The sequence below is a fragment of the Nonomuraea sp. CA-143628 genome, from assembly GCF_050942315.1.
Taxonomy (GTDB): Bacteria; Actinomycetota; Actinomycetes; order Streptosporangiales; family Streptosporangiaceae; genus Nonomuraea.
Genome location: NZ_CP192072.1, coordinates 10,886,781 through 10,905,677, shown reverse-complemented (window position 1 = coordinate 10,905,677; position 18,897 = coordinate 10,886,781). Strand labels below are relative to the sequence as shown.

Genomic DNA, 18,897 nt, shown 5'->3' with positions numbered 1-18,897 from the left:
CTCCAGGAATCAGCAGGTCTGTCCTGACCACTGTCGATCATCGACCCCGACGCGGACAACCTCGGCGAAGGTTCCAGGCATTTCGAAATGGACCGATCGTCGACCATGTCTGGATAGCGTCCTTCTCGCTTGATCATCCATCAGGGGGAACACATGAGAAGAACGTCTATGTACATCGGTGCGCTGGCGCTGGCGAGCACGATGGCCGTGGCCTCGATCTCGCCGGCGGCCTGGGCTGAGACGGAGCGCGCGACGGCGGCGGTGAGCGTCGGTCGTACCACGTGGCTGAACCCCGGTCAGACGTTGAAGGCCGGCGACTCCGTACGCTCGTCCGATGGCACCTACGTCCTGCACCAGCAGCAGGACGGCAACCTGGTGCTGTACCGGGGGAGCTCGCCGCTGTGGAGCAGCCAGACCGGCGACAGCCCCGGCGCGTTCGCCGCCATGCAGAGCGACGGCAACCTGGTCGTCTACCGGGGGAGGACGCCCCTGTGGGCGTCCAACACCGGAGACAGCCCAGGTGCCCGCCTCGCGGTGCAGGACGACGGCAACCTGGTGATCTACGACGGCAAGACGCCGGTGTGGAACCGCCATGCCACGATCAGCGTGCTCGCCCCGGGCTACGCGCTCAAGCCGAATCAGTACGTCCGCTCCCGCAACGGCGACTACCAGCTGGTCCAGCAGGAGGACGGCAATCTGGTGCTCTACCGCGCCCGCCGAGCCCTCTGGAGCTCCGAGACCGGAGGCAACCCCGGGGCCGTCACCCAGATGCAGAAGGACGGCAATCTGGTCGTCTACCTGGGCAAGACGCCACTGTGGGACTCCAAGACCGGCAAGAACCCCGGGGCACGACTCGAAATGCAGGACGACGGCAATGTCGTCATTTACGACGGCAGGACGCCGCTCTGGTCCACGAAGACGGGCAGGTAACCAGCCTGGGTCACTGCCGGAAGGCGTCGGCGTTGTCAGCGACCCACTCGGCGAAGGTGCGAGGGGGGCGGCCGAGGATCCGCTCCACCTCGCCCGTGATCGGCACGGGCTTCCCGATGCTGTCCGCGAAATAGCCCAGCAAGGAGTCGGCCTGCTCCCTGCGCACCCCGTGCGCCATCATCGCCTGCGCGGCCATTTCCGGGGTGATCTCTTCGTACCGCAGCGGCCGGCCCACCACCGAGCCGATGATCTCCACCTGCTCGGCGAAGGACAGCCCCTGCGGCCCGGTCAGCGTGGGCGCCTGGCCCAGCAGTTCGTCGCCGAGCAGGGCCCGCACGGCGACGGCGGCGATGTCCGCCTCGTGGATCGGCGAGGTACGAGCCTGGGCGTACGGTCCGCGGACCACGTCTCCGGCCTGGAGCTGGGGCGTCCAGCGCAAGGAGTTCGCGGCGAAGGCGCCGGGGCGCAGATGCGTCCATTCCGGGACGGCGGCCTCCACCGCCACCTCCAGTTCGCGGTGGATCGCCGCGTTACTGCCCTGCTCCGGATCCTCCTCCTCGGCGACGACCAGGGCCGAGACGGTGACGACCCGCCGTACTCCGGCCGTCCTGGCCGCCTCCAGCAGGGCGAGGGAGCCGCCCGAGATGTTCAGTACGAGGGCGGTAACGCCGTCGAAGTCGGGCTTGGCGCTGTCGCAGGCCTCGACTCCCTCGGGGAAGCGAGCCGTCTCGGGGGTACGGGTCAGGGCGCGTACCTTCACACCCTTGGCGGCCAGCTCGGCGACGAGCGGACGGCCGATGTTGCCGGTGGCTCCTGATACCAGAATCATGCGGTGCCTCTTTCCAAGTGGGAGAGTTTGTCGGGGTTGGTGACGGCGTAGATGCCGCATACCTGCGTCCCGTCGGGGACGAGGTCGAGGACGATGACCGCGAACGTGGTGTCACCGGACAGCAGCAGCGCCGACGGATCGCCGTTGACGGTCCGGAAGCGGATGTTGAGATCATCGACAGGATGCCGGGTCGCGTTGCCGACGATCAGGCGGGCGATCTTGTCCCGCCCGTGGAGCGGCCGCAGCCCGGCGGCCCGTGCCTTGCCCCCGCCGTCGGCCCACATGACCACGTCCGGCGCCAGGACCCGCATGAGCGCGTCGAGGTCACCGCCGGCCACGGCCGCGATGAACCGCTCCGTCACCTCCTGCCGGACCCGCGGGTCGGCCTGGTAGCGCGGGCGGCGGGCGTGCACGTGCCCGCGGGCGCGGTGAGCGAGCTGGCGGATCGCCGTCGGGCTGCGGTTCAGGATGCCGGCGATCTCGGTGTGGGCGTACCCGAAGACCTCGTTCAGGACGAACACCGCCCGTTCCAGCGGGGTGAGCGTCTCCAGCACCACGAGCAGCGCCATCGACACCGACTCGGCCCGCACCGCCGGATCCACGACATCGGGCTCCTGGGTGATGAGCGGCTCAGGCAACCAAGGACCGACGTAGTCCTCCCGGCGCCGGCTGATGCTCTCCTGCCGGGCCAGCGCCCGGTTGACGGCGATGCGCACCAGGTACGCGCGCGGATTGACGATCTCCTCGCCCGTCTCGCTCCTGGGCGCCCAGGCCAGCCAGGTCTCCTGCAGCACGTCCTCGGTGTCGGCGACGCTGCCCAGCATGTTGTAGACGATCGAGAACAGCAGCTCGCGATAACCTGTGAAGACGCTCGTCGCCTGCTCGCTCATTGTGCGCTCCTCCCTTCCTGGCCACGGGGTCATCAATGGAGAGCGGCGCCGCACCCTGGAGTGTGACCTGTTCCCCGCGAATGTGACCGGCATCTCACTGGAAGAATTTCGCCCGGCATGTACATAACACGCCGAGGGCTCCGACTACCTCATGAGCGGCGCGAGACGAGCGCCGGAATGTGGGAGGCAGTGAGATGAGCAAGGTCACCTGTGACATCGCGATGTCCGTCGACGGCTTCGTAGCGGGACCGAACCAGAGCCTGGAGAAGCCGCTCGGCGAGGGCGCGGAGGAGCGCCTGCACAGCTGGATGTTCGACGAGCCCGAGGCACACGCGGCCGTGATCGAGGGCATCACCGCGGCGGGGGCCTTCATCATGGGCCGCAACATGTTCGGCCCCGGCCGGGACGCCTGGGACCTGGACTGGAAGGGCTGGTGGGGCGACGAGCCGCCGTACCACGCGCCGGTCTTCGTCCTCACCCACCACCCGCGCGAGCCGTTGCCGATGCAGGGCGGCACGGTGTTCAACTTCGTCACTGAGGGGATCGAGGCGGCCCTGGCTCAGGCCCGCGAGGCCGCCGGAGACCGCGACGTCGCCATCGCGGGCGGCGCGCAGACGGTGAACCAGTACCTGGCGGCGGGTCTCATCGACGAGTTGCGCCTGCATGTCGCGCCGGTGATCCTCGGCAGGGGCGAGCGGCTGTTCGACGGCGTCGGGGACACCAACCTTGAACCGGTCGGCGAGGTGTCGGGCACCGGTCTGGTCACGCACCTGATGTACCGCGTGGTCCGGTAGAGGTTCAGGTTTACCGTCGAGGTATGACACACCAGGACATAGTCCTTGGCCAGCAGTGGGTCCCCTCGGCATGCACACTGCCCACCGCCGAGCAGCCGCTGCGGGTGGCCGAGTTCGACGCGCTGTTCGCCGAGGTCGTGCGGGCGGTCCACCGGCCAGACCTTACCCGGCTGCGGCTGGATCTGATCTTCACCCCGGAGAACGCGGCCCGGGCCGCTGAGCTGGCGGCCCGGGAGAACGGTTGCTGCTCCTTCTTCACCTTCACGCTCAGCATCGCCGACGGCGCCATGGGCCTGGAGGTTCGGGTGCCCGAGCAGCGGGTCGACGTGCTGGACGCACTCCAGCGGCAGGCCGACGCGGCTGTCTCGTCGGCGTGAACCCCCTGAGAGGCCCTTTGGGACGGCAGCGACGCCGGCCGATCCGGGAGGTCCGGCGTCGCGGGGGCCTAATAAACGGGCTATTGATCCAGGACGCCTGATCCTCAGCCGGGTCGCTTGGCCATGACGACCACACCCGGCCCGGTCTGCTCATCCGCGGGGAGCCGAAGTTCGGCGACCGGGTGCAGTCCAGCCTGCTCGATCAGGTCCACAAGCTGTTCCGGACGCCATTTACGTGTCGTCCAACGAACGGGCACACCTCCGTAGGCCTCGGTGCGCACCACGTCTTCGTCGCCGACGTGTGTCGCGGTGATGAAGTGTCCGCCTGGCTTCAACGCACGCGCGAACAGGGCGAGAACCTGAGGAAGGACGTCCCGGGGCAGATTGAACAGTGACCACCACCCCAGCACGCCGCCAAGGGATGCTTCATCAAGGTCGAGATCGGTGGCAGAGGCGACGCTGAAGCGGCATTCCGGATGAAGTCGGCGCGCGTTCTCGATCATGCGGGGAGAGAGATCCACCCCGGACACGTCGAGTCCGCGTTCGGTGAGGTAGGCGGTCACCGTTCCGGGTCCGCAGCCGACGTCGAGGACAGGCCCGAGCTCGCGCACGGTGTCGGCGAAGGCGTCGATTGACGCCTTGAGCCATGGGTGGGTACGGATGTCGCCGAATCCCGTCGTCAGCACCATGTGGGCGTAGTTGTCGGCTACCCGGTCATAGGACTCACGTACCACGTCGAGATCGGCTGGGCGGTCAATATGGTGTGTGCGCATCAGCCAACGATAGGACTGTGCGGCGGACCCCACACCGGAAAGACCAGCCACGATTAGCGGCGTTCAGCCCCGAGGGTGGAGATGGCCTGCTCGATACGCCGCCGACGTGTCTCGGGCTTCTTCGCGCTCTCGATCGCACGCACGTGCTCGCGCTTGTGGCTGTACGCGAGATTGTCGTACGCGGCGCGGGCGACGGGGTCCTCGTCCAGGGCGCGGGCGAAGTCCTCTGGCTCGACGACGACGCGCGGCTCGGTGTCGAGCTCCAGTACGACCTCGACCTCGTCGCCGATCGCAACACCCGCGGCCCGCCGGTTGGCATTGCTGAGGCCGAGCAAGTGGCGGCCGCGCAGGAGGGCGACCCGGCTCTTCCAGGAATGCCCGTTGACCGTGATCGTCACCGGCGGCCGCGTGCCGCCGAGCGCTGCCACCACCTCGGACGGGACTTCTAGACCCCGCATGGGCTCAGGTGGCTCAACGTAGGCCCGAAATTTCATGACTTTCTCCTGTTCGTCCTGCCGGTTCACCACGGATCCCGCCCGGCCGGCTCCGATCGCCGCTCCCGCTTCCCGCACCCGAGGTCACAGCCGTCCGGGAGGGCAGTGCTCCCGATGCCCGCACCCGGGCTCGCAGCTGTCCGGGACGGCAGTGGCACGCGCCCCGCCGCCCCGGACGGCTGTGAGACAAAGGTCGCGGCTACTCCGCGTAGGGCTGGTCGGTTCCTTGGGCGCTGTAGCCGAGACTCCAGATGTAGCCGTCCGGGTCGGCGAAGGTGCCGCCGTACCCGCCCCACGGCAGAGCGCCGGCGGGCTTGAGGACCGTGGCGCCGGCCTTCTCGGCCTCCGCCATGATCTCGTCGACCCGCGCCTCACTGCGGACGACATAGGTCAGAACCAACCCGCTGAAGCCGCTGCCTTCCTGGTCCGTGCCCACCTGGTCGGCCAGGCCTGCGCGGCCGTAGAAGCCGACGGGCGAGGCGCCGTCCGATTCGAAGAACACCGAGATGCCATAGTCGCTCTGGATCTTCCAGCCGAGCCCCTCGGTGTAGAACTGCTTGGCCCGGTCCATGTCCCGGACGCCAAGAAGGATCGAGCTGACGTGTGCCTTCATGTCTTACTCCTTGTTATGTGGTGCTGGGTGATATGTGCAGGCAGGGCCCGGGACGTCACCCCGGCGCGTTTGTTCGCCGGTGAGACTGGTCGCGAGCGCGATGCTCACTGGTCCTGCAGGAGGCCGAGGTCGTTGCCGTCGGCATCGGCAACGGTGGCCACCAGGCGGCCGCCGCCGACGTCGGTGACGTCCTGCCGCAGAACGGCCCCGGTGGCGAGGAGGCGCCGCAGGGTCTGCCGGATGTTCTCGACCTGCCAGTAGCAGACCGGTCCCGCCATGCCCTGCTGATGCCCCCGGGGGTTCAAGCCGATCTCCTGATCGCCGGTCCGGTAACCGACGTAGTAGACCTCGTCCACGTGGGGCTCGACCCCGATGAGCGGGGTGAACACCTCCTTGGCCGTGGTGAGGTCACTGACCGGATAGATGATCATCTTCGCGGTCGGCACGATGTCTCCGCTCTCCTTGTCGCCGTTGTGAACACTTGTCGCCGGTGTGAACAACGGTATGGATCGCGGTGCGCCAGCGATGAGACCAGAACGCGCCACGAACGGCTCCGAATCCGCCAATGCCTGCCCTAGGGTGCAATACGTGACAAAAGGGTCTATGCCCCCCCATGTGGTGCGCCTTGTCCTCGAAGCGGCGAGAGCCGCGGGTGTCTCTGAGGAGGAGCTCAAGCGTCTCCCCGGAGTAGGTGTCCTCGACCAGGAGGGCATCCGCGTGCCGACGAAGATGCTGACGCGCGTCTGGGAGATCTCCGCCGCCGCGTTCGCCGAGGCAGGGGGTGCTCCCCGGGTCGCACGGCTGTGGACTCCCGGCCGGTTCCACGTCTGGGACTACGTCATCAAGTCCTCGGCCGACCTGACCGAGGCGTTCGCACTCGCGGCACAGCACATTCCCGCCATCACCGACCCCCACAGCGCGTTCATCGTCCAGCAAGACCCGGCGGGCCGCCTTACCGTTGCCACCCGGCCGGTCTCCACCTTCGGCCGCGTCGGCGAACTGATCGGCGAGTTCGTCCTGGGCCTGCTGATCCAGCAGGCCGGCACGGCGCTGGGCCGCCCAGTCACGCCCGTCGCCATCACCGTCGCCGGTGAGCCACCCAGATCGCGCGGCGATCTCCTCGACATGTACGGCACGCCGGACGTCCAGTTCAACGCGCCGGTCTCATCGGTCACCTTCTCCGCCCCCGACGCGACCGCGCCGCTGCCCGGCGCCGACCCCGCCCTGGCGGCCATCGTGCGTGACCATGCCGTCCATGCGGTCGCCAACGCCAGGCTGATCCTGGGCTGGCTGGACAAGGTGCACGCCGAGATCGCCGCGAGCTTCGCCGACGGACCACCGGCGCTCGACAGGGTCGCCAAGCGGATGACCATGAGCTCCCGCACCTTTCAGCGCAGGCTGCACGAGGAGGGCACCAGCTGGCGCGAGGAGGTGGAGAAAGTCCGCGAGGCCGAGGCCACCCGCCTTCTCCGCGACACCGGACTCACCATCGACACAATCGCCGCCCGCGTCGGCTACATCGACGTGCGAGCGCTGCGCCGCGCCTTCCACCGCTGGTACGGCCGCACCCCCGCCGACTTCCGTCGCGAACGGAACTGATCTCCGCATCCATACCCTGCGCTATTACGAGCGGCGCGGCCTGATCGCCGCCCGCCGCGACAGTCTGACCCACTGCGCCTGCCCTGACTGTCCGCTGCCCCATGTCCAGCTCGCCGACCAGGGACATTCATGACAGTGTCCACAGCCGTCCCACCGTTGATGTGTTCACCTTCGTCACCGACGGGGCCGAGGCGGCTCCGGCCCAGGACTGCACTATTCCCGGGCTGCACCCTCTGGCCAGATCACGACCACCTTCACCCCGCGCGTCCTAGCCTCGGCGACCACCTCAGCCGTCCCGCCTGCCCCGGTCCCTGGCCGGCCATCCCAGACGGCGACTATCTCGTCCACAGACCCGAGCATGGCTTCATTGGCCGCCTCGTACGCACCCCTGTTCGCGTGATCGAAGTCCATGACGCGGACCAGCTTCGCGACGCCTATCAGCCGGTCGAACTGCGCGGCGTGGTCCGCCTTCACCTTGGCCTGCCGGTAATCGCGCGACGGGATGACCACTTCGAGTGCGCCGCCAGCCGCCAAGACGGCGTCGGCGAACAGCGAGTCGGCGCCGCGAGCGATACAGGACACGCCCGTCAGGTCGTCGCCCACCTGAGCGAGGTGTTCGCGAATCGCTGCGGACACGAGAGAACTCGTGCTTTCGGTCAGATTCATGTGGCCGGTCACGCCGATCCGCATAGCCATACCCTTCACGTCAGGTGATCCCTACCGGGCCAGCGTGTCGCGGATCTGCTGGCTCAGGCCCAGCGCCGCTGGATCATTGCGAGTTTTGACTTCAAGGTAGAACTCGCGGAGCTGCACACGCACCCGATCTGAGTGGACCTGTCCAGCTGTATCCGTCGCAGTGCTGCCTACGGAAATAGCTTCGTCGAGATCCCCGCTGATCAGGTGTGCGAAAGCCAGCCCTAGCTGATCGAGGGCGAGGCTGCGCATGCTCGACCGCTGGCGTAGTTGACACGCTCGACTGATGTAGGTGAGGGCGTCGGACGCGTATTGAGCTTTCTGCTGGGACACTTCGAGGTAGCGACCGCCGGTTACTCCGGCGAGTTCGGCAGCGTCGAAGTAGGCGATCCAGTCCGGATCTGGGTCGTCCGATCGGACCTCTGCGAATGCGACCTCGGCGGCGTCGGTCGTTCGGCGGAAAGCCTCGGGTCTGCCCATCTTCGCGTACGCCCACGCCTCTCGCGTGTGCAGCATGGCGCGCAGTCGCGGTGTCGCAGTGGTACGAACACCGTCAAGCGCGAGACGCACCAGCTCAAGCGCATCCTGCGGCCGGTCGAGGTAGAGCAGTTGGCGGGCCATGGACGCGAGGATGCTCGCACCGAACGGCCGATCCCCGGTGGGCTTGGCTGCCTGCAGGCCGAGCGTGTAGTACTTCTGGGCCGCAGTCTGCATACCGCAGTCCCAAGACATCGTCGCGGCGAGTTTCGAGAGTTGCGCCATCACGTGGAACAGCCGCAATGTGATCTCGCGCGGATGGTGGTCCTTCAGGAGGTCCGCCACCTCGTTCAGCTGGCCGACCACGGCTTTACGGGCGAGCCCGCCTCCGTGAGAGTCGTCCCAGGTGCGGAACACATTGGTGCTCTTCTCCAGCTGTTCGACCTCGTCTGTGCCGATCCGCCCGCCCTGAGACGTCGTCACGGGCTCGTTCCCGCTCTTGGAAAGCCAGCGCTGCACCGGGTCCACAAGCGGGAGACCCGCTGTTATCGCGAGGGCCTTTACGGCTTGGCGGCGGTCAAGCATGAGATCGCTTCTGGTGATGTCGTATATGGCATCCGCTGTCGGTCCTGGTTCCCAAATCCAAGGTAGGGCAGGTGAGGTGACCGTCACAGCCCCAGAGTCATGGTCGTTCTCGTCGAGAACGACCAGTGGAGATTCCGGGGCCTCGAACAGCTTAGCTTCCGATATGTCGAACGTCCGGCAGTACACCACTGGGTACGGGTCTTTCGGCCGGTTCTTGCCCGCCTCGTGATCTTTGATTCGGCGGAGAACTGAGTCGAATTCGGGCAGCACGATGTCTTTGCCGGTGACCTGGAACATATGTGTGGCCAACTGCTTCTGGGACCAGCCCCGCATACGTCGTTCGTTGCGAATGCGCGCCGCCCAAGGGGGAAGCCCGTCGTTTCCGACTTCGGTCATGCCATCGCACCTCATCGCAGCGGGTGACACGCTTGCCGCCCTCAGTGTCCCCCAATCGCACCTATCGCAAGGGCTAAAAGTAACGCTGTGATGAATACGTGCAACGGAACGCAATGGAAGACCGCAGCCTGATAGTCGATAAAGGCGGATTTGTCGGAGGAGCAATGACCGATGACGAGCTAATCGCCCTCCATCGCGACGCCAGCCAGAGCGCCCGAGACGCCATGGCGCAGGCGGCGGTCCTGCAGGACTTGAGAGGCCGCCAGCTCTCGGTGCTGCGCCACACCTATCCCGGATGGGACATCGGCTTCGAGCGCGACCCGACCGGCCGGATGTGGTGGACAGCCGAATTGCGCCAAGCCATCACCCTCGACATGGTGACGGCCGGGGTTGCGCAGTGCCTTCGGCAACCGGATGCGATTGCGCTGGCGGCCACACTGGCCTGGCAGTCGGCCCTTGTTCACAACTGCCGAGCCCACAACCTGTTTGGCACATAAGCCGCCCGGCCCGTCCGTCTCCCCTTGCCGAGGAGGGTCGGGATTGGTGGCCTCGCGACTTGTTGGCTCGCAGCCCCGATGTCTGCGGTCGGCGGGACATCGCGGGGCCGCCACCAATACGTCCGGTGGAGCGCAGTCTCCGGGCGAGTCGGGGCCGCGCTGAGCCGTCCGGCGCGGCCCCGGCCTGAACTCACCAGGTGCGAGCGCCATTCGCCTGGGAACTCGACTCGAGATTGCCTCATTCGGGACATGGGTCATCAAAGTCCCTCATGGAAGTGGTCAACCGCCGGGGGCCGCGGGGGCCGGCAGGCCCCCGCCGAATGGCGAAGCCCCCTAGGAAAACAGCCCGAGCGAAGAGCGAGGACCGCGCTTGTAAATGGGGGCGTCAGCCCCCGGCAACACAGCCCGACCCGTAGGGGAGGTCGTTGCTTTCAGGCGGATTCGCGGACGACCAGTTCGGTGGGCAGGATGATGGGCTCGGCGGAGCCGCCTGTGAACAAGCCCAGCAGCAATCGCACCATGGCCGCCGCCTGTTCGGGCACCGGGTGGCGCACCGTGGTCAGTGGGGGTTCGGTGTACTTGGCGGCCTCTATGTCGTCGAAGCCCACCACCGCCACGTCGTCCGGCACCCGTCGTCCGGCCAGCCGGAGTGACTGCAGGGCGCCCACCGCCATCAGGTCGTTCGCTACAAAGACGGCGTCCAGACTCGGGTCGTCGCCCAGCAACTGGCGCATGGCCACCGCGCCGGACTGCCGGGTGAAGTCGCCCACCGCGACGATGGAGCGGCGGTCGGAGTCGCGCAGGATGTTGCGGTAGCCCGTGAGGCGGTCCTGACCGCCGATCATGTCCTGGGGTCCGGCGATCGTGGCGATTCGGCGTCTGCCCGCCTCCACCAGGTGGCGGACCGCCGCCTCGGCGCCGCCGACGTTGTCGTTGTCGACGTACGGGATGTTGACGGGTACGGCGGGTCTGCCGTACGAGACGACCGGGACGCGCAGGCGGGACAGTGCGGTGGGGAGGGGGTCGGCGCCGTGCATGGAGATGAGCATGACGCCGTCCACGTGGCCGCCCGCGATGTAGCGCTCCACCCGCGAGTGGCTCTTGGGGGAGGAGGCGAGCATGAGGACGACCTGTTTGTCGGCCGCCTCCAGTTCGACGCTGGCCGAGCGGATGGCTGTGGCGAACAGCGGGTCCTCCGAGAACACCCTGGTCGGTGGTTCGGAGACGACCAGCGCGACGGAGTCGGTGCGCTGGGTGACCAGGCTGCGCGCCGCCGGGTTGGGCAGGTAGCCCAGTTCGTCGATGGCGCGCAGGACGGCGTCGCGGATGTCCGGCGCCACCGTCGTCTGCCCGTTGACGACCCGGGACGCGGTGGCGCGCGAGACCCCCGCGCGGGCGGCGACCGCCTCCAGCGTCGGCCGCCTCACGGCCACACCACCGTCTCGGCGCGAGAGTTCGCCATGTGGGAGAGCACGGAAGGAATCTACAGGCCGTTCCTGGCGATCACGTCCCGATACCACAGCGCACTGTCCTTGGGCACCCGAGCCAGCGTCCCGTAATCCACGTGCACGATCCCGAACCTGCGCCGATACCCCTCCGCCCACTCGAAGTTGTCCAGCAGCGACCACACCAGATAGCCCCGAAGATCGGCCCCCGCCGCGATGGCCCGGTGTACCTCGCGCAGGTGTCCGTCCAGGTAGGCGATCCGGTCGGTGTCGTGTACCCGGCCGTCCGCCAGGACGTCGTCGAAGGCCGCGCCGTTTCGGTGACCATCAGGCCGACCCCCGGGTAGTCCCGCGAGAGCCGTACCAGCAGCCTGGACAGGCCGTTCGGCACGATGGGCCAGCCCATCGCGGTGGTGGGCGCGTCGGCGGTGCTGAAGCGTACGTCCTCCGAGCCCGGCCACGCGGGGTCGGCGGGGGAGCCGGGGCCCGCTTCCACGACGCAGGGGTTGTAGTAGTTGATCCCGATCTGGTCGATCGGGGCGTTGATGATCTCCAGGTCGCCGTCGAGGATGTGGCCGGTGCCGCCGTTGCGGGCGGCCGCGTCCAGGACCTCGGCGGGATAGCCGCCGTGGACCGCCGGGTCGAGGAACTGCCTGGTCAGCAGCGTGTGGATCCGGTGTACGGCGGCGGCGTCGGCCGCGTCCGGGGTCGCCTGCGGGTCGTTGACCTGGGCGGGGGTGAGCACCGGGGCGGAGTTGACGACGAGCATGATGTTCTCGGCGCCCAGCGAGCGCAGCCGCCGGGCGGCCAGGCCGTGGCCCAGGAGCAGGTGGTGGGCCGAGCGCATGGCGTCCGCCGCCCGCCTGCGGCCGGGCGCGTGCACGCCGTTGCCGTAGCCGAGGTAGGCGGCGACCCACGGCTCGTTCAGGGTGGTCCAGTGGGCGACGCGGTCTCCCAGCTTCTCGTGTACGGCTGCGGCATATTCGGCGAAATAATATGAAATATCCCGGTTTGTCCATCCGCCTGCATCCTCAAGCGCCTGCGGCAGATCCCAGTGATAAAGCGTGACGTACGGCGAAATACCGGCGTCGAGCAGCGAATCCACCAGCCGGGAGTAGAACCCGAGCCCCTGAGGATTGGCCTTCCCCCGCCCGTCGGGCTGGATCCGCGGCCACGCGATCGAGAACCGGTAGGCCTCCAGCCCCAGCTCCCGCATCAGCGAGACGTCATCGCGATACCGATGGTAATGGTCACAGGCCACGTCCCCGGTGTCGCCGTCCGCCACGTTCCCGGGGGCGTGGGAGAAGGTGTCCCAGATCGACTGGCCGCGCCCGTCCTCCTTCACCGCCCCCTCGATCTGGTACGAGGCGGTGGCGGCACCCCAGACGAAGTTCTCCGGGAAAATCATCCCTTGACAGCTCCTTGCATGATTCCGCCGATGATCTGCTTACCGAACAGGGCGAAGACGGCCACCAGCGGCAGGGTTCCCACCGCGGTGCCGGCCAGTCCCAGGACGTAGTCGTTGACGTACCCGCTGGCCAGTGTCGACAGGGCGACCTGCACCGTCGGGTTGTCCGGGGTCAGGACGACCAGCGGCCAGAAGTAGTCGTTCCAGGCCGACATGAACGTCAGCATGCCGAGCACCGCCGCCGCGGGCCGCGCGACGGGCAGCACGACGTGCCAGAACAGGCCCCACGTCGTGCACCCGTCCACCCGGCCCGCCTCCAGCAACTCGGTCGGCAGGGCTCTGGACAGGTACTGCGTCATGAAGAACACGCCGAAGGCGTTGACCAGGGCCGGCACGATCAGTGCGTAGTTGGTCCCGGTCCAATCGAGTTTCACCATGAGCAGGTACAGCGGGATGATGCCCAGTTGCGTCGGCACCATCATGGTCGCGACCGTGACCAGCAGCATGATGTTCTTGCCCCGGAAGCGCAGCTTGGCGAAGGCGAACCCGGCCAGCGTCGAGAAGAACATCACCGCCAGCGAGATCGACCCCGCCACGATGACCGAGTTCGCCAGCGCGAGCCCGAAGGGCACGGTGTCGAAGACCCTGGCCACGTTGGCGAAGAAGTTCCCGCCGGGCAGCAGCGGCGGCGGCACCTCGGCCAGCGCCGAGTTGTGCCGGGAGGCCACGACCACGCTGTAGTAGAGCGGGAACGCCGAGAAGAAGGCCACGGCGGTCAAGGTCAGATAGCGCAACCTCATACCAGCCCGCCCTTCACCCGCCGGGTCAGCAGGTAGTTCACGCCCGCCACGACCACCACGGCCAGGAACATCAGCCAGGACGCCGCCGAGGCGTAACCGAAGTCGAACTTGGTGAACCCCTGCTCGTACACGAACAGCGCCAGCGTCTGGTACTGCCGGTCGGGCCCGCCGCTGGCGGCGCCGCCCCCGGCCCCGCTGCTCGCCCCGAACAGCAGCGGCTCGGCGATGATCTGCATCGCGCCGATCGTGGAGACGATGACGACGAAGATGATCGTGGGCCGGATCATCGGGATGGTGATCTTGCGGAGCTGGGTGAAACCGGACGCTCCGTCGAGGGTGGCGGCCTCGTACAGGTCGCGTGGTACGGCCTGCATCGCGGCGAGGAAGATCAGCGCGTTGTAGCCGGTCCAGCGCCACATGATCATCGTGGACAGCGCGATGTGCGAGGTCGCCGTGCCCGCCGCCCAGTCGACGCGGCCGGCCCCGAACCAGGACAGCACCCAGTTGATCATCCCGAAGTCCCGGCCGAACAGCTGGCTGAAGATCACCACGACGGCCACCACGCTGGTGACGTTGGGCAGCAGCAGCGAGATCCTGAACAGCGTCTGCAGCCGCAGCCGCCGGTTCAGCAGGTGCGCCAGCCAGATGGCCAGCAACAGCTGCGGCACGGTCGACAGCACCCCGATGGACAGCGTGTTGAACGTCGCGTTCCAGAAGTAGCCGTCGGCCAGCAGCGTGCCGAAGTTCTTCAGCCCGACGAACGTGTGCTCCTCGGACAGCAAGGTCCAGTCGTGCAGGCTCACCCAGGCCGTGTAGGCGAGGGGGAACAGCCCGAAGGCACAGAACAGCAGGAAGAAGGGCGCGACGTAGGCGTACGGCGACACCCTCACGTCGAGGGTGTGCCGCACGCTTCGCCCGCGCCGCCTGGCGACGGTGAGCGGAAGGGAGCTCATTTGATCTTCTTGACGTCCTCGAGCACCTGGGCCCACGCCTGGTCGGGGGTCTGCTTGCCCTGCTCCACCCGGCCGAGCCCGTCCCCGATCACCACGCGGACGTCGGCCTCCTTCGGGCCGAGGTGCTGGGGCTTGAGGGACTTGGCGGCTTCGGAGTAGATCTTGCCGATCGGCGCGTCACCGAAGAACGGCTTGGTGAAGTTCTGGATCGATGGGTCGTCATAGAGCGCCGGGATCGACGGGAACGTGCCCTCCTCCTTGAACACCTTGGCCTGGTTGTCCTTCGAGGTGAGGAAGTCGATCAGCTCGGCCGCCTCCTTGGGGTGCTTGCTCTGCTTGGGGACCATCAGGTGAGACCCGCCGCTGTTGCCCGAACCGCCGGGTACGGGAGCGATGTCCCACTTGCCGGTCGCGTCCTTGGCCTGCTCCTGGATGAACCCGGTCATCCACGCCGGGCAGATGATCGTGGCGAACGATCCCTTGGCGAAGCCGGTGTTCCACGGCGGTGAGAAGGCCGCGAGCTTGGCGGTGAGCCCGTTCTGGGTGAGCTGGTTGGACAGGTCCCACGCCTTCTTCACCTCGGCGTTCGTGCCGACGATGAGCTGGTCCTGGGCGTCGTAGAGGCCGACCGGCGCCTGGTTGACCATGGCGCGGAAGATCTCACCGGGGCTGTCCACGAACTTGGTGCCCGCCACGTTCGCCGCCGCGAACTTCTTGCCGGTCTCGATGTACTGCTCCCAGGTCGGCCAGAGCCCGCCCACCTCGGTACGGTCGGTCGGCAGCCCGGCCTTCTTGAACAGGTCCTTGCGGTAGCACATGGCCAGGCCGCCCACGTCGGTGCCGAGCCCCAGCACCTGCTGCCCGTCCTTGCTCAAGCCCTGCTGCCATTTCCAGTCGAGGTAGTCGCTCTGCCGCTTGTCCAGCCCGTACTGCTTGAGGTCGACGAACTTGCCGGGCAGAGCGGTGAACGTGCTGATGTAGCCCACCTCGACGGCCTCGACGTCACCCGCGCCCGCGTTCGTGGCCAGCCGCTTGACCAGGTTGTTGTGGTGGTCGTTGAACTGGGTGACGTTCTCGGCGATCTCGATGTTCGGGTGGGTCTTCTTGTACTCCTCGTAGAGCGGCTTGAAGCCGAAGTCGCCGAAGAGGGAGACGGTCAGCTTGACCTTTTCCGTGGGTGGGGCCGCCGCGTTGGTGGTATCGCTCGCGCCGCCTCCGCACGCCGATGCCAGGGCGAGCAGGGACGCGGTGAGCAAGGGTACGGCGAGCTGCCGGAAGCGGGGGGTCATGGAGCCCTCCAGAATTCGGGGGTGACTTTGCATGAGAGAGCGCTCTCTCGCCAGATTCGTGGCCATAGCGCGGGACTGTCAACGGTAGTTAGGTAACGATCCGTGTTGTCGAGAGAGCGCGTTCAGGCCGGGTCGCGGCGCAGTCGCTCGACCATCTCGGCCGCCCTCGTCCGCCAGATCGGCTCCTCGACCAGGTCGAGACAGAGCCGGAAGTAGTGCAGCGCTTCGTCGGGCCGGCCCTGCTTCAGACTGACCTCGCCCCGCGCGTAGAACGTCATCCCCTGGCCATGGCCGTCGCCCGCCTGAGCGAACATGGCGGCGCACCGGTCGAGCGTGGTGGCGGCGAGCTCGTACCGGCCCAGCTCGGAGTACGCCTGGCCGAGCCTGCGCAGCGCCATCCGCTCGCCGGTGCCCCAGCCCAGCTCACGGCTGGCCTCGATGCTCGCCTCGTAGTGCCCGATCGCGGTCTCGACCTCGCCCAGCTCGAAGTGCGCGATGCCGAGCACGCGGCGGAATCTGATCGCGAAGTCGGCGAAGCGCGGGTCGGCCGCCAGCTCCAGGCCGCGCCGGCAGGTCGCTATCGCCAGGTCGTACTCGGCCCGGTCGAGGTGGATCCCGGAGGTCGTGACCAGCGCGCTGATCAGCCCGTTGGTGTCCCCGTACGCCTCGAACAGCGGCAAGGAGCGGGTGACCAGCGTGAGAGCGCTTTCGTGCCGGCCGGAGATCAGCTCGCAGATGGCCAGGGTGGCCAGCGCGTACGCGACCGCGTGCCGGTCGCCCGCGCCCTCGAAGTAGTCGATCAGCAGCCGCAGCTCGGGCTCGGCCAGCGCGGTCCGGCGGCGGTCGGTGAGGATGTCGGCTCTGACCAGGCGGATCAGCATGGTCGTATGGGTGTCGCCGGTCCGTTCGGCGACGTTCTCCAGTAAGCCGATCGCCTCGGCGAAGAAGCCGTGCGCCACGAGGAACGGCGCCAGCCGCTGGGCGAGCTCGGCGGCGGTGACGGGCTCGGCCAGCGCGACGGCGTCGGCCAGCGTCTTGCGCTCGGCGTGCAGCCACGCCCGCTGCCAGCCGCCGTCCACCCGCGCGGACTCCACAGGCGGCGGCACGCTGTCCATGGGCGGCCTCATGGGCGGGGGGTACTCCAGCGCCGCCGCGCGTAATCGGGCCAGGCACTCCTCGACGAATCCCAGGAGCGCGCCGGCCCGTCCGGCCGGGCTCTCCTCCGCCTCCGCGCGCTCGCGGGCGAAGGCGCGCAGCAGGTCGTGCATGCGGTAGCGGGGCTGGCCGCTCTCGTCCACCTCGTTCGCCGTGACCAGCCCGGCCAGCGCCAGCGTCTCGACCGCGGACTCCGCCTCGCGCCGCGGTACGCCCATCAGCGCCGCCACGCTCCAGTCCGCGGCGCTCTCCAGCCCGGCCAGCCCCAGCAGGCGGAAGGCGCGCCGCGCGGGCGCGGACAGCACCTCGTAACTCGCCACGAAGTGGGCCCGCACGTTCTGGGCGCCGAGCGACAGCTCGTCGAGCGGCGCCCCGGTGACGGCCAGTCGCTTGGCGAGGTCCTTCAGCGACCAGGCGGGCCTGGCGGCCAGCCGGGCGCCGGCGATCCTGACGGCCAGCGGCAGCCGCCCGCAGGCGTGCAGGATGGCCCGCGCCGCGTCGGGTTCGTCCCGTACGCGCGAGCCGCCCGCCACGCTCTCCAGCAGCTCCCGGGCCTCGCGCTCCGGTGGCACGCCCAGCGAGACCGCGACCGCGCCGGGCAGCGCGATGAGCGGGCCCCTGCTCGTCACCAGTACGGCGCAGCGCGGCGTACCCGGGAGCAGCGGCGCCACCTGGAGCCCGTCGGCGGCGTCGTCGAGCACCACGAGCACGGCCTTGTCGGCGAGCAGCGACCGGTAGAGCGCGGCCCGCTCGGCCACCGTGTCGGGGATCGAGTCGCCCTCGACGCGCAGGGCCCGCAGCAACTCCGCCAGCAGCGCGCCGGGCTCCTGCGGCGCCGGTGAGGCGCCGGAGAGCCGCAGGTAGAGCTGGCCGTCGGGGAAGTCCTCGCGCAGCAGGTGCGCGGCACGCACGGCCAGGGTGCTCTTGCCGACTCCCGGAGGCCCTGTGACGGTGACGATCGGGAGGGCGGTGGGCGTGATCTCGGGGCGCAGGAGTGTGGTGATGGTGGTCAGTTCCTCGGACCGGCCCACGAAGTCGGCGATGTCGGCCGGCAGCTGGCAGATCGCGCCCCGCTGCTCCGGTCTGTTCGCGGACGGCGTGCCGGACAGGATGGCGGCCTGGAGCAGCCGCAGCTCGGGCCCGGGCTCGATGCCCAGCTCGGTGACCAGCGTCTCGCGGGCCTGCCGGTAGGTCTCCAGCGCCTCGGCCCGGCGGCCGGAGCGCGCCAGCGCCAGCATGAGCTGCTGCCAGGCCCGCTCGCGCAGCGGCTGCTCGGCCACGAACACGCGTAACGCGCCGATCACCTCATCGTGCATGCCCAGCTGGAGTCGCAGGTCGGCCCAGTCGGCGCGGACGTCGGCCAGCCGCTCCTCCAGCTCGGTCAGCCGGGGGGTCATGGCGTTGCCCAGCGAGGCGTCCTCGGCGGGCCGGCCGCGCCACAGGGCCAGGGCGTGCTCCAGTCGCCGGGCGGCCGACGCGGGATCGGATTCGACCCGGGCCCGCCGTACCTCGTCCTCGAACAGGAGCAGGTCGAGCTCGTCGGGCGCGGCCTCGAAGAGGTATCCCGCTCCGCTGGTGTGCAGCCGGGCCTCCGGCTGCAGCGCCCTGCGCAACTGGGCCACGTACGTCTGGAGGTTGGCCACGGCGGACGGCGGCGGATCATCCCAGACGGCGGCTATGAGGCGGTCACGGGAGACGGTCGTGTTGACGTTGAGCAGCACGGTGGCCAGCACGGCGCGCTGCCTGCCGCTCAGACGGATGTGGCGCCCGGTCGCGTGACGTGCGCGAACGGGACCGAGGACGCCGAAGATGGCATCAGCCAACGGGCTCCGCTCCCTGCTGTAACCATTTTGTGGCGATTGTATGGTGACTTAACAGATTTCTTCCCATGAACGAGCAG

At 68.4% G+C, this 18,897-nt stretch carries 19 protein-coding genes and 1 pseudogene; 6 read left to right on the top strand and 14 right to left on the bottom strand.

Annotated elements, in window-relative coordinates:
* Positions 1-153 precede the first annotated feature (153 nt).
* Positions 154-930, top strand: a complete 777-nt coding sequence (locus ACQP2T_RS49475; RefSeq protein ID WP_433511744.1) for a hypothetical protein — start codon at positions 154-156, stop codon at positions 928-930.
* A 10-nt stretch (positions 931-940) separates the two neighbouring features.
* On the opposite strand, the gene ACQP2T_RS49470 is transcribed toward ACQP2T_RS49475, so the two are convergent.
* Both ACQP2T_RS49470 and sigJ read right to left on the bottom strand, forming a co-directional pair.
* On the bottom strand, positions 941-1,759 hold the full coding sequence (locus ACQP2T_RS49470) for an NAD(P)H-binding protein (RefSeq protein WP_433511743.1): 819 nt from the start codon (positions 1,757-1,759) through the stop codon (positions 941-943).
* Positions 1,756-2,649 carry an RNA polymerase sigma factor SigJ gene (gene sigJ, locus ACQP2T_RS49465; RefSeq protein ID WP_433511742.1) on the bottom strand — a complete coding sequence of 298 codons (894 nt, stop codon included), beginning with the start codon at positions 2,647-2,649 and terminating at the stop codon, positions 1,756-1,758. Before sigJ ends, ACQP2T_RS49470 begins: the two co-directional genes overlap by 4 nt.
* 194 nt (positions 2,650-2,843) lie before the next feature.
* Between sigJ and ACQP2T_RS49460 the strand changes: the two genes are divergently transcribed.
* Positions 2,844-3,443, top strand: coding sequence for a dihydrofolate reductase family protein (locus ACQP2T_RS49460; RefSeq protein ID WP_433511741.1), 600 nt, complete (start codon positions 2,844-2,846; stop codon positions 3,441-3,443).
* 23 nt (positions 3,444-3,466) lie between these two features.
* Entirely contained in the window at positions 3,467-3,820 is a 354-nt protein-coding gene (locus ACQP2T_RS49455) for a hypothetical protein (RefSeq protein ID WP_433511740.1), read from the top strand.
* A gap of 104 nt (positions 3,821-3,924) precedes the next feature.
* Here the strand turns inward: ACQP2T_RS49455 and ACQP2T_RS49450 are convergent, their stop codons facing one another.
* From ACQP2T_RS49450 to ACQP2T_RS49435, 4 genes are all read right to left on the bottom strand, one after another.
* Positions 3,925-4,593 carry a class I SAM-dependent methyltransferase gene (locus ACQP2T_RS49450; protein ID WP_433511739.1) on the bottom strand — a complete coding sequence of 223 codons (669 nt, stop codon included), beginning with the start codon at positions 4,591-4,593 and terminating at the stop codon, positions 3,925-3,927.
* A gap of 53 nt (positions 4,594-4,646) precedes the next feature.
* Complete coding sequence (locus ACQP2T_RS49445; RefSeq protein ID WP_433511738.1) at positions 4,647-5,051, bottom strand: YdeI/OmpD-associated family protein; 405 nt, start codon at positions 5,049-5,051, stop codon at positions 4,647-4,649.
* Positions 5,052-5,286: 235 nt separating this feature from the next.
* A complete protein-coding gene (locus ACQP2T_RS49440; RefSeq protein WP_433511737.1) occupies positions 5,287-5,700 on the bottom strand; it encodes a VOC family protein in 414 nt (137 codons plus the stop codon).
* Between the two features lie 104 nt (positions 5,701-5,804).
* Positions 5,805-6,146, bottom strand: coding sequence for a VOC family protein (locus tag ACQP2T_RS49435; protein ID WP_433511736.1), 342 nt, complete (start codon positions 6,144-6,146; stop codon positions 5,805-5,807).
* Between the two features lie 169 nt (positions 6,147-6,315).
* Here ACQP2T_RS49435 and ACQP2T_RS49430 point away from each other — a divergent pair, with 169 nt between their 5' ends.
* Positions 6,316-7,299, top strand: a complete 984-nt coding sequence (locus ACQP2T_RS49430) for a helix-turn-helix domain-containing protein (protein WP_433511735.1) — start codon at positions 6,316-6,318, stop codon at positions 7,297-7,299.
* 7 nt (positions 7,300-7,306) lie between these two features.
* The gene (locus ACQP2T_RS49425) at positions 7,307-7,432 is read left to right on the top strand and encodes a hypothetical protein (RefSeq protein ID WP_433519935.1); all 126 of its coding nucleotides are present in this window, start codon (positions 7,307-7,309) and stop codon (positions 7,430-7,432) included.
* A gap of 80 nt (positions 7,433-7,512) precedes the next feature.
* Here ACQP2T_RS49425 and ACQP2T_RS49420 read toward each other — a convergent pair whose 3' ends face one another.
* Both ACQP2T_RS49420 and ACQP2T_RS49415 read right to left on the bottom strand, forming a co-directional pair.
* Positions 7,513-7,989, bottom strand: coding sequence for a hypothetical protein (locus ACQP2T_RS49420; protein ID WP_433511734.1), 477 nt, complete (start codon positions 7,987-7,989; stop codon positions 7,513-7,515).
* Positions 7,990-8,016: 27 nt separating this feature from the next.
* On the bottom strand, positions 8,017-9,450 hold the full coding sequence (locus ACQP2T_RS49415; RefSeq protein WP_433511733.1) for a helix-turn-helix domain-containing protein: 1,434 nt from the start codon (positions 9,448-9,450) through the stop codon (positions 8,017-8,019).
* A 164-nt stretch (positions 9,451-9,614) separates the two neighbouring features.
* Between ACQP2T_RS49415 and ACQP2T_RS49410 the strand changes: the two genes are divergently transcribed.
* Positions 9,615-9,947 (top strand): hypothetical protein, encoded by a 333-nt coding sequence (locus ACQP2T_RS49410; RefSeq protein WP_433511732.1) that lies wholly within the window; start codon positions 9,615-9,617, stop codon positions 9,945-9,947.
* 431 nt (positions 9,948-10,378) lie between these two features.
* Here the strand turns inward: ACQP2T_RS49410 and ACQP2T_RS49405 are convergent, their stop codons facing one another.
* From ACQP2T_RS49405 to ACQP2T_RS49380, 6 genes and pseudogenes are all read right to left on the bottom strand, one after another.
* Positions 10,379-11,374, bottom strand: a complete 996-nt coding sequence (locus ACQP2T_RS49405) for a LacI family DNA-binding transcriptional regulator (protein WP_433511731.1) — start codon at positions 11,372-11,374, stop codon at positions 10,379-10,381.
* 56 nt (positions 11,375-11,430) lie between these two features.
* Positions 11,431-12,800: pseudogene (locus tag ACQP2T_RS49400) on the bottom strand (GH1 family beta-glucosidase).
* Positions 12,797-13,600, bottom strand: a complete 804-nt coding sequence (locus ACQP2T_RS49395; RefSeq protein WP_433511730.1) for a carbohydrate ABC transporter permease — start codon at positions 13,598-13,600, stop codon at positions 12,797-12,799. Before ACQP2T_RS49395 ends, ACQP2T_RS49400 begins: the two are co-directional and overlap by 4 nt.
* Positions 13,597-14,553 carry a carbohydrate ABC transporter permease gene (locus tag ACQP2T_RS49390; protein WP_433511729.1) on the bottom strand — a complete coding sequence of 319 codons (957 nt, stop codon included), beginning with the start codon at positions 14,551-14,553 and terminating at the stop codon, positions 13,597-13,599. Before ACQP2T_RS49390 ends, ACQP2T_RS49395 begins: the two co-directional genes overlap by 4 nt.
* Positions 14,550-15,842: an ABC transporter substrate-binding protein gene (locus tag ACQP2T_RS49385; protein ID WP_433511728.1), complete on the bottom strand. Its 1,293-nt coding sequence runs from the start codon at positions 15,840-15,842 to the stop codon at positions 14,550-14,552. Before ACQP2T_RS49385 ends, ACQP2T_RS49390 begins: the two co-directional genes overlap by 4 nt.
* A 122-nt stretch (positions 15,843-15,964) precedes the next feature.
* A complete protein-coding gene (locus ACQP2T_RS49380; protein WP_433511727.1) occupies positions 15,965-18,820 on the bottom strand; it encodes a BTAD domain-containing putative transcriptional regulator in 2,856 nt (951 codons plus the stop codon).
* Between the last annotated feature and the right edge of the window lie 77 nt (positions 18,821-18,897).

Excerpts from the sequence above, each read along its gene's own strand:
- ACQP2T_RS49460 (WP_433511741.1), top strand. The coding sequence starts at position 2,844 with ATGAGCAAGGTCACCTGTGACATCGCGATGTCCGTCGACGGCTTCGTA.
- ACQP2T_RS49455 (WP_433511740.1), top strand. The coding sequence starts at position 3,467 with ATGACACACCAGGACATAGTCCTTGGCCAGCAGTGGGTCCCCTCGGCA.
- ACQP2T_RS49410 (WP_433511732.1), top strand. The coding sequence starts at position 9,615 with ATGACCGATGACGAGCTAATCGCCCTCCATCGCGACGCCAGCCAGAGC.
- ACQP2T_RS49385 (WP_433511728.1), bottom strand. The coding sequence starts at position 15,842 with ATGACCCCCCGCTTCCGGCAGCTCGCCGTACCCTTGCTCACCGCGTCC.
- ACQP2T_RS49420 (WP_433511734.1), bottom strand. The coding sequence starts at position 7,989 with ATGCGGATCGGCGTGACCGGCCACATGAATCTGACCGAAAGCACGAGT.
- ACQP2T_RS49440 (WP_433511737.1), bottom strand. The coding sequence starts at position 5,700 with ATGAAGGCACACGTCAGCTCGATCCTTCTTGGCGTCCGGGACATGGAC.
- ACQP2T_RS49415 (WP_433511733.1), bottom strand. The coding sequence starts at position 9,450 with ATGACCGAAGTCGGAAACGACGGGCTTCCCCCTTGGGCGGCGCGCATT.
- ACQP2T_RS49390 (WP_433511729.1), bottom strand. The coding sequence starts at position 14,553 with ATGAGCTCCCTTCCGCTCACCGTCGCCAGGCGGCGCGGGCGAAGCGTG.
- ACQP2T_RS49450 (WP_433511739.1), bottom strand. The coding sequence starts at position 4,593 with ATGCGCACACACCATATTGACCGCCCAGCCGATCTCGACGTGGTACGT.
- ACQP2T_RS49445 (WP_433511738.1), bottom strand. The coding sequence starts at position 5,051 with ATGCGGGGTCTAGAAGTCCCGTCCGAGGTGGTGGCAGCGCTCGGCGGC.
- sigJ (WP_433511742.1), bottom strand. The coding sequence starts at position 2,649 with ATGAGCGAGCAGGCGACGAGCGTCTTCACAGGTTATCGCGAGCTGCTG.
- ACQP2T_RS49470 (WP_433511743.1), bottom strand. The coding sequence starts at position 1,759 with ATGATTCTGGTATCAGGAGCCACCGGCAACATCGGCCGTCCGCTCGTC.
- ACQP2T_RS49395 (WP_433511730.1), bottom strand. The coding sequence starts at position 13,600 with ATGAGGTTGCGCTATCTGACCTTGACCGCCGTGGCCTTCTTCTCGGCG.
- ACQP2T_RS49475 (WP_433511744.1), top strand. The coding sequence starts at position 154 with ATGAGAAGAACGTCTATGTACATCGGTGCGCTGGCGCTGGCGAGCACG.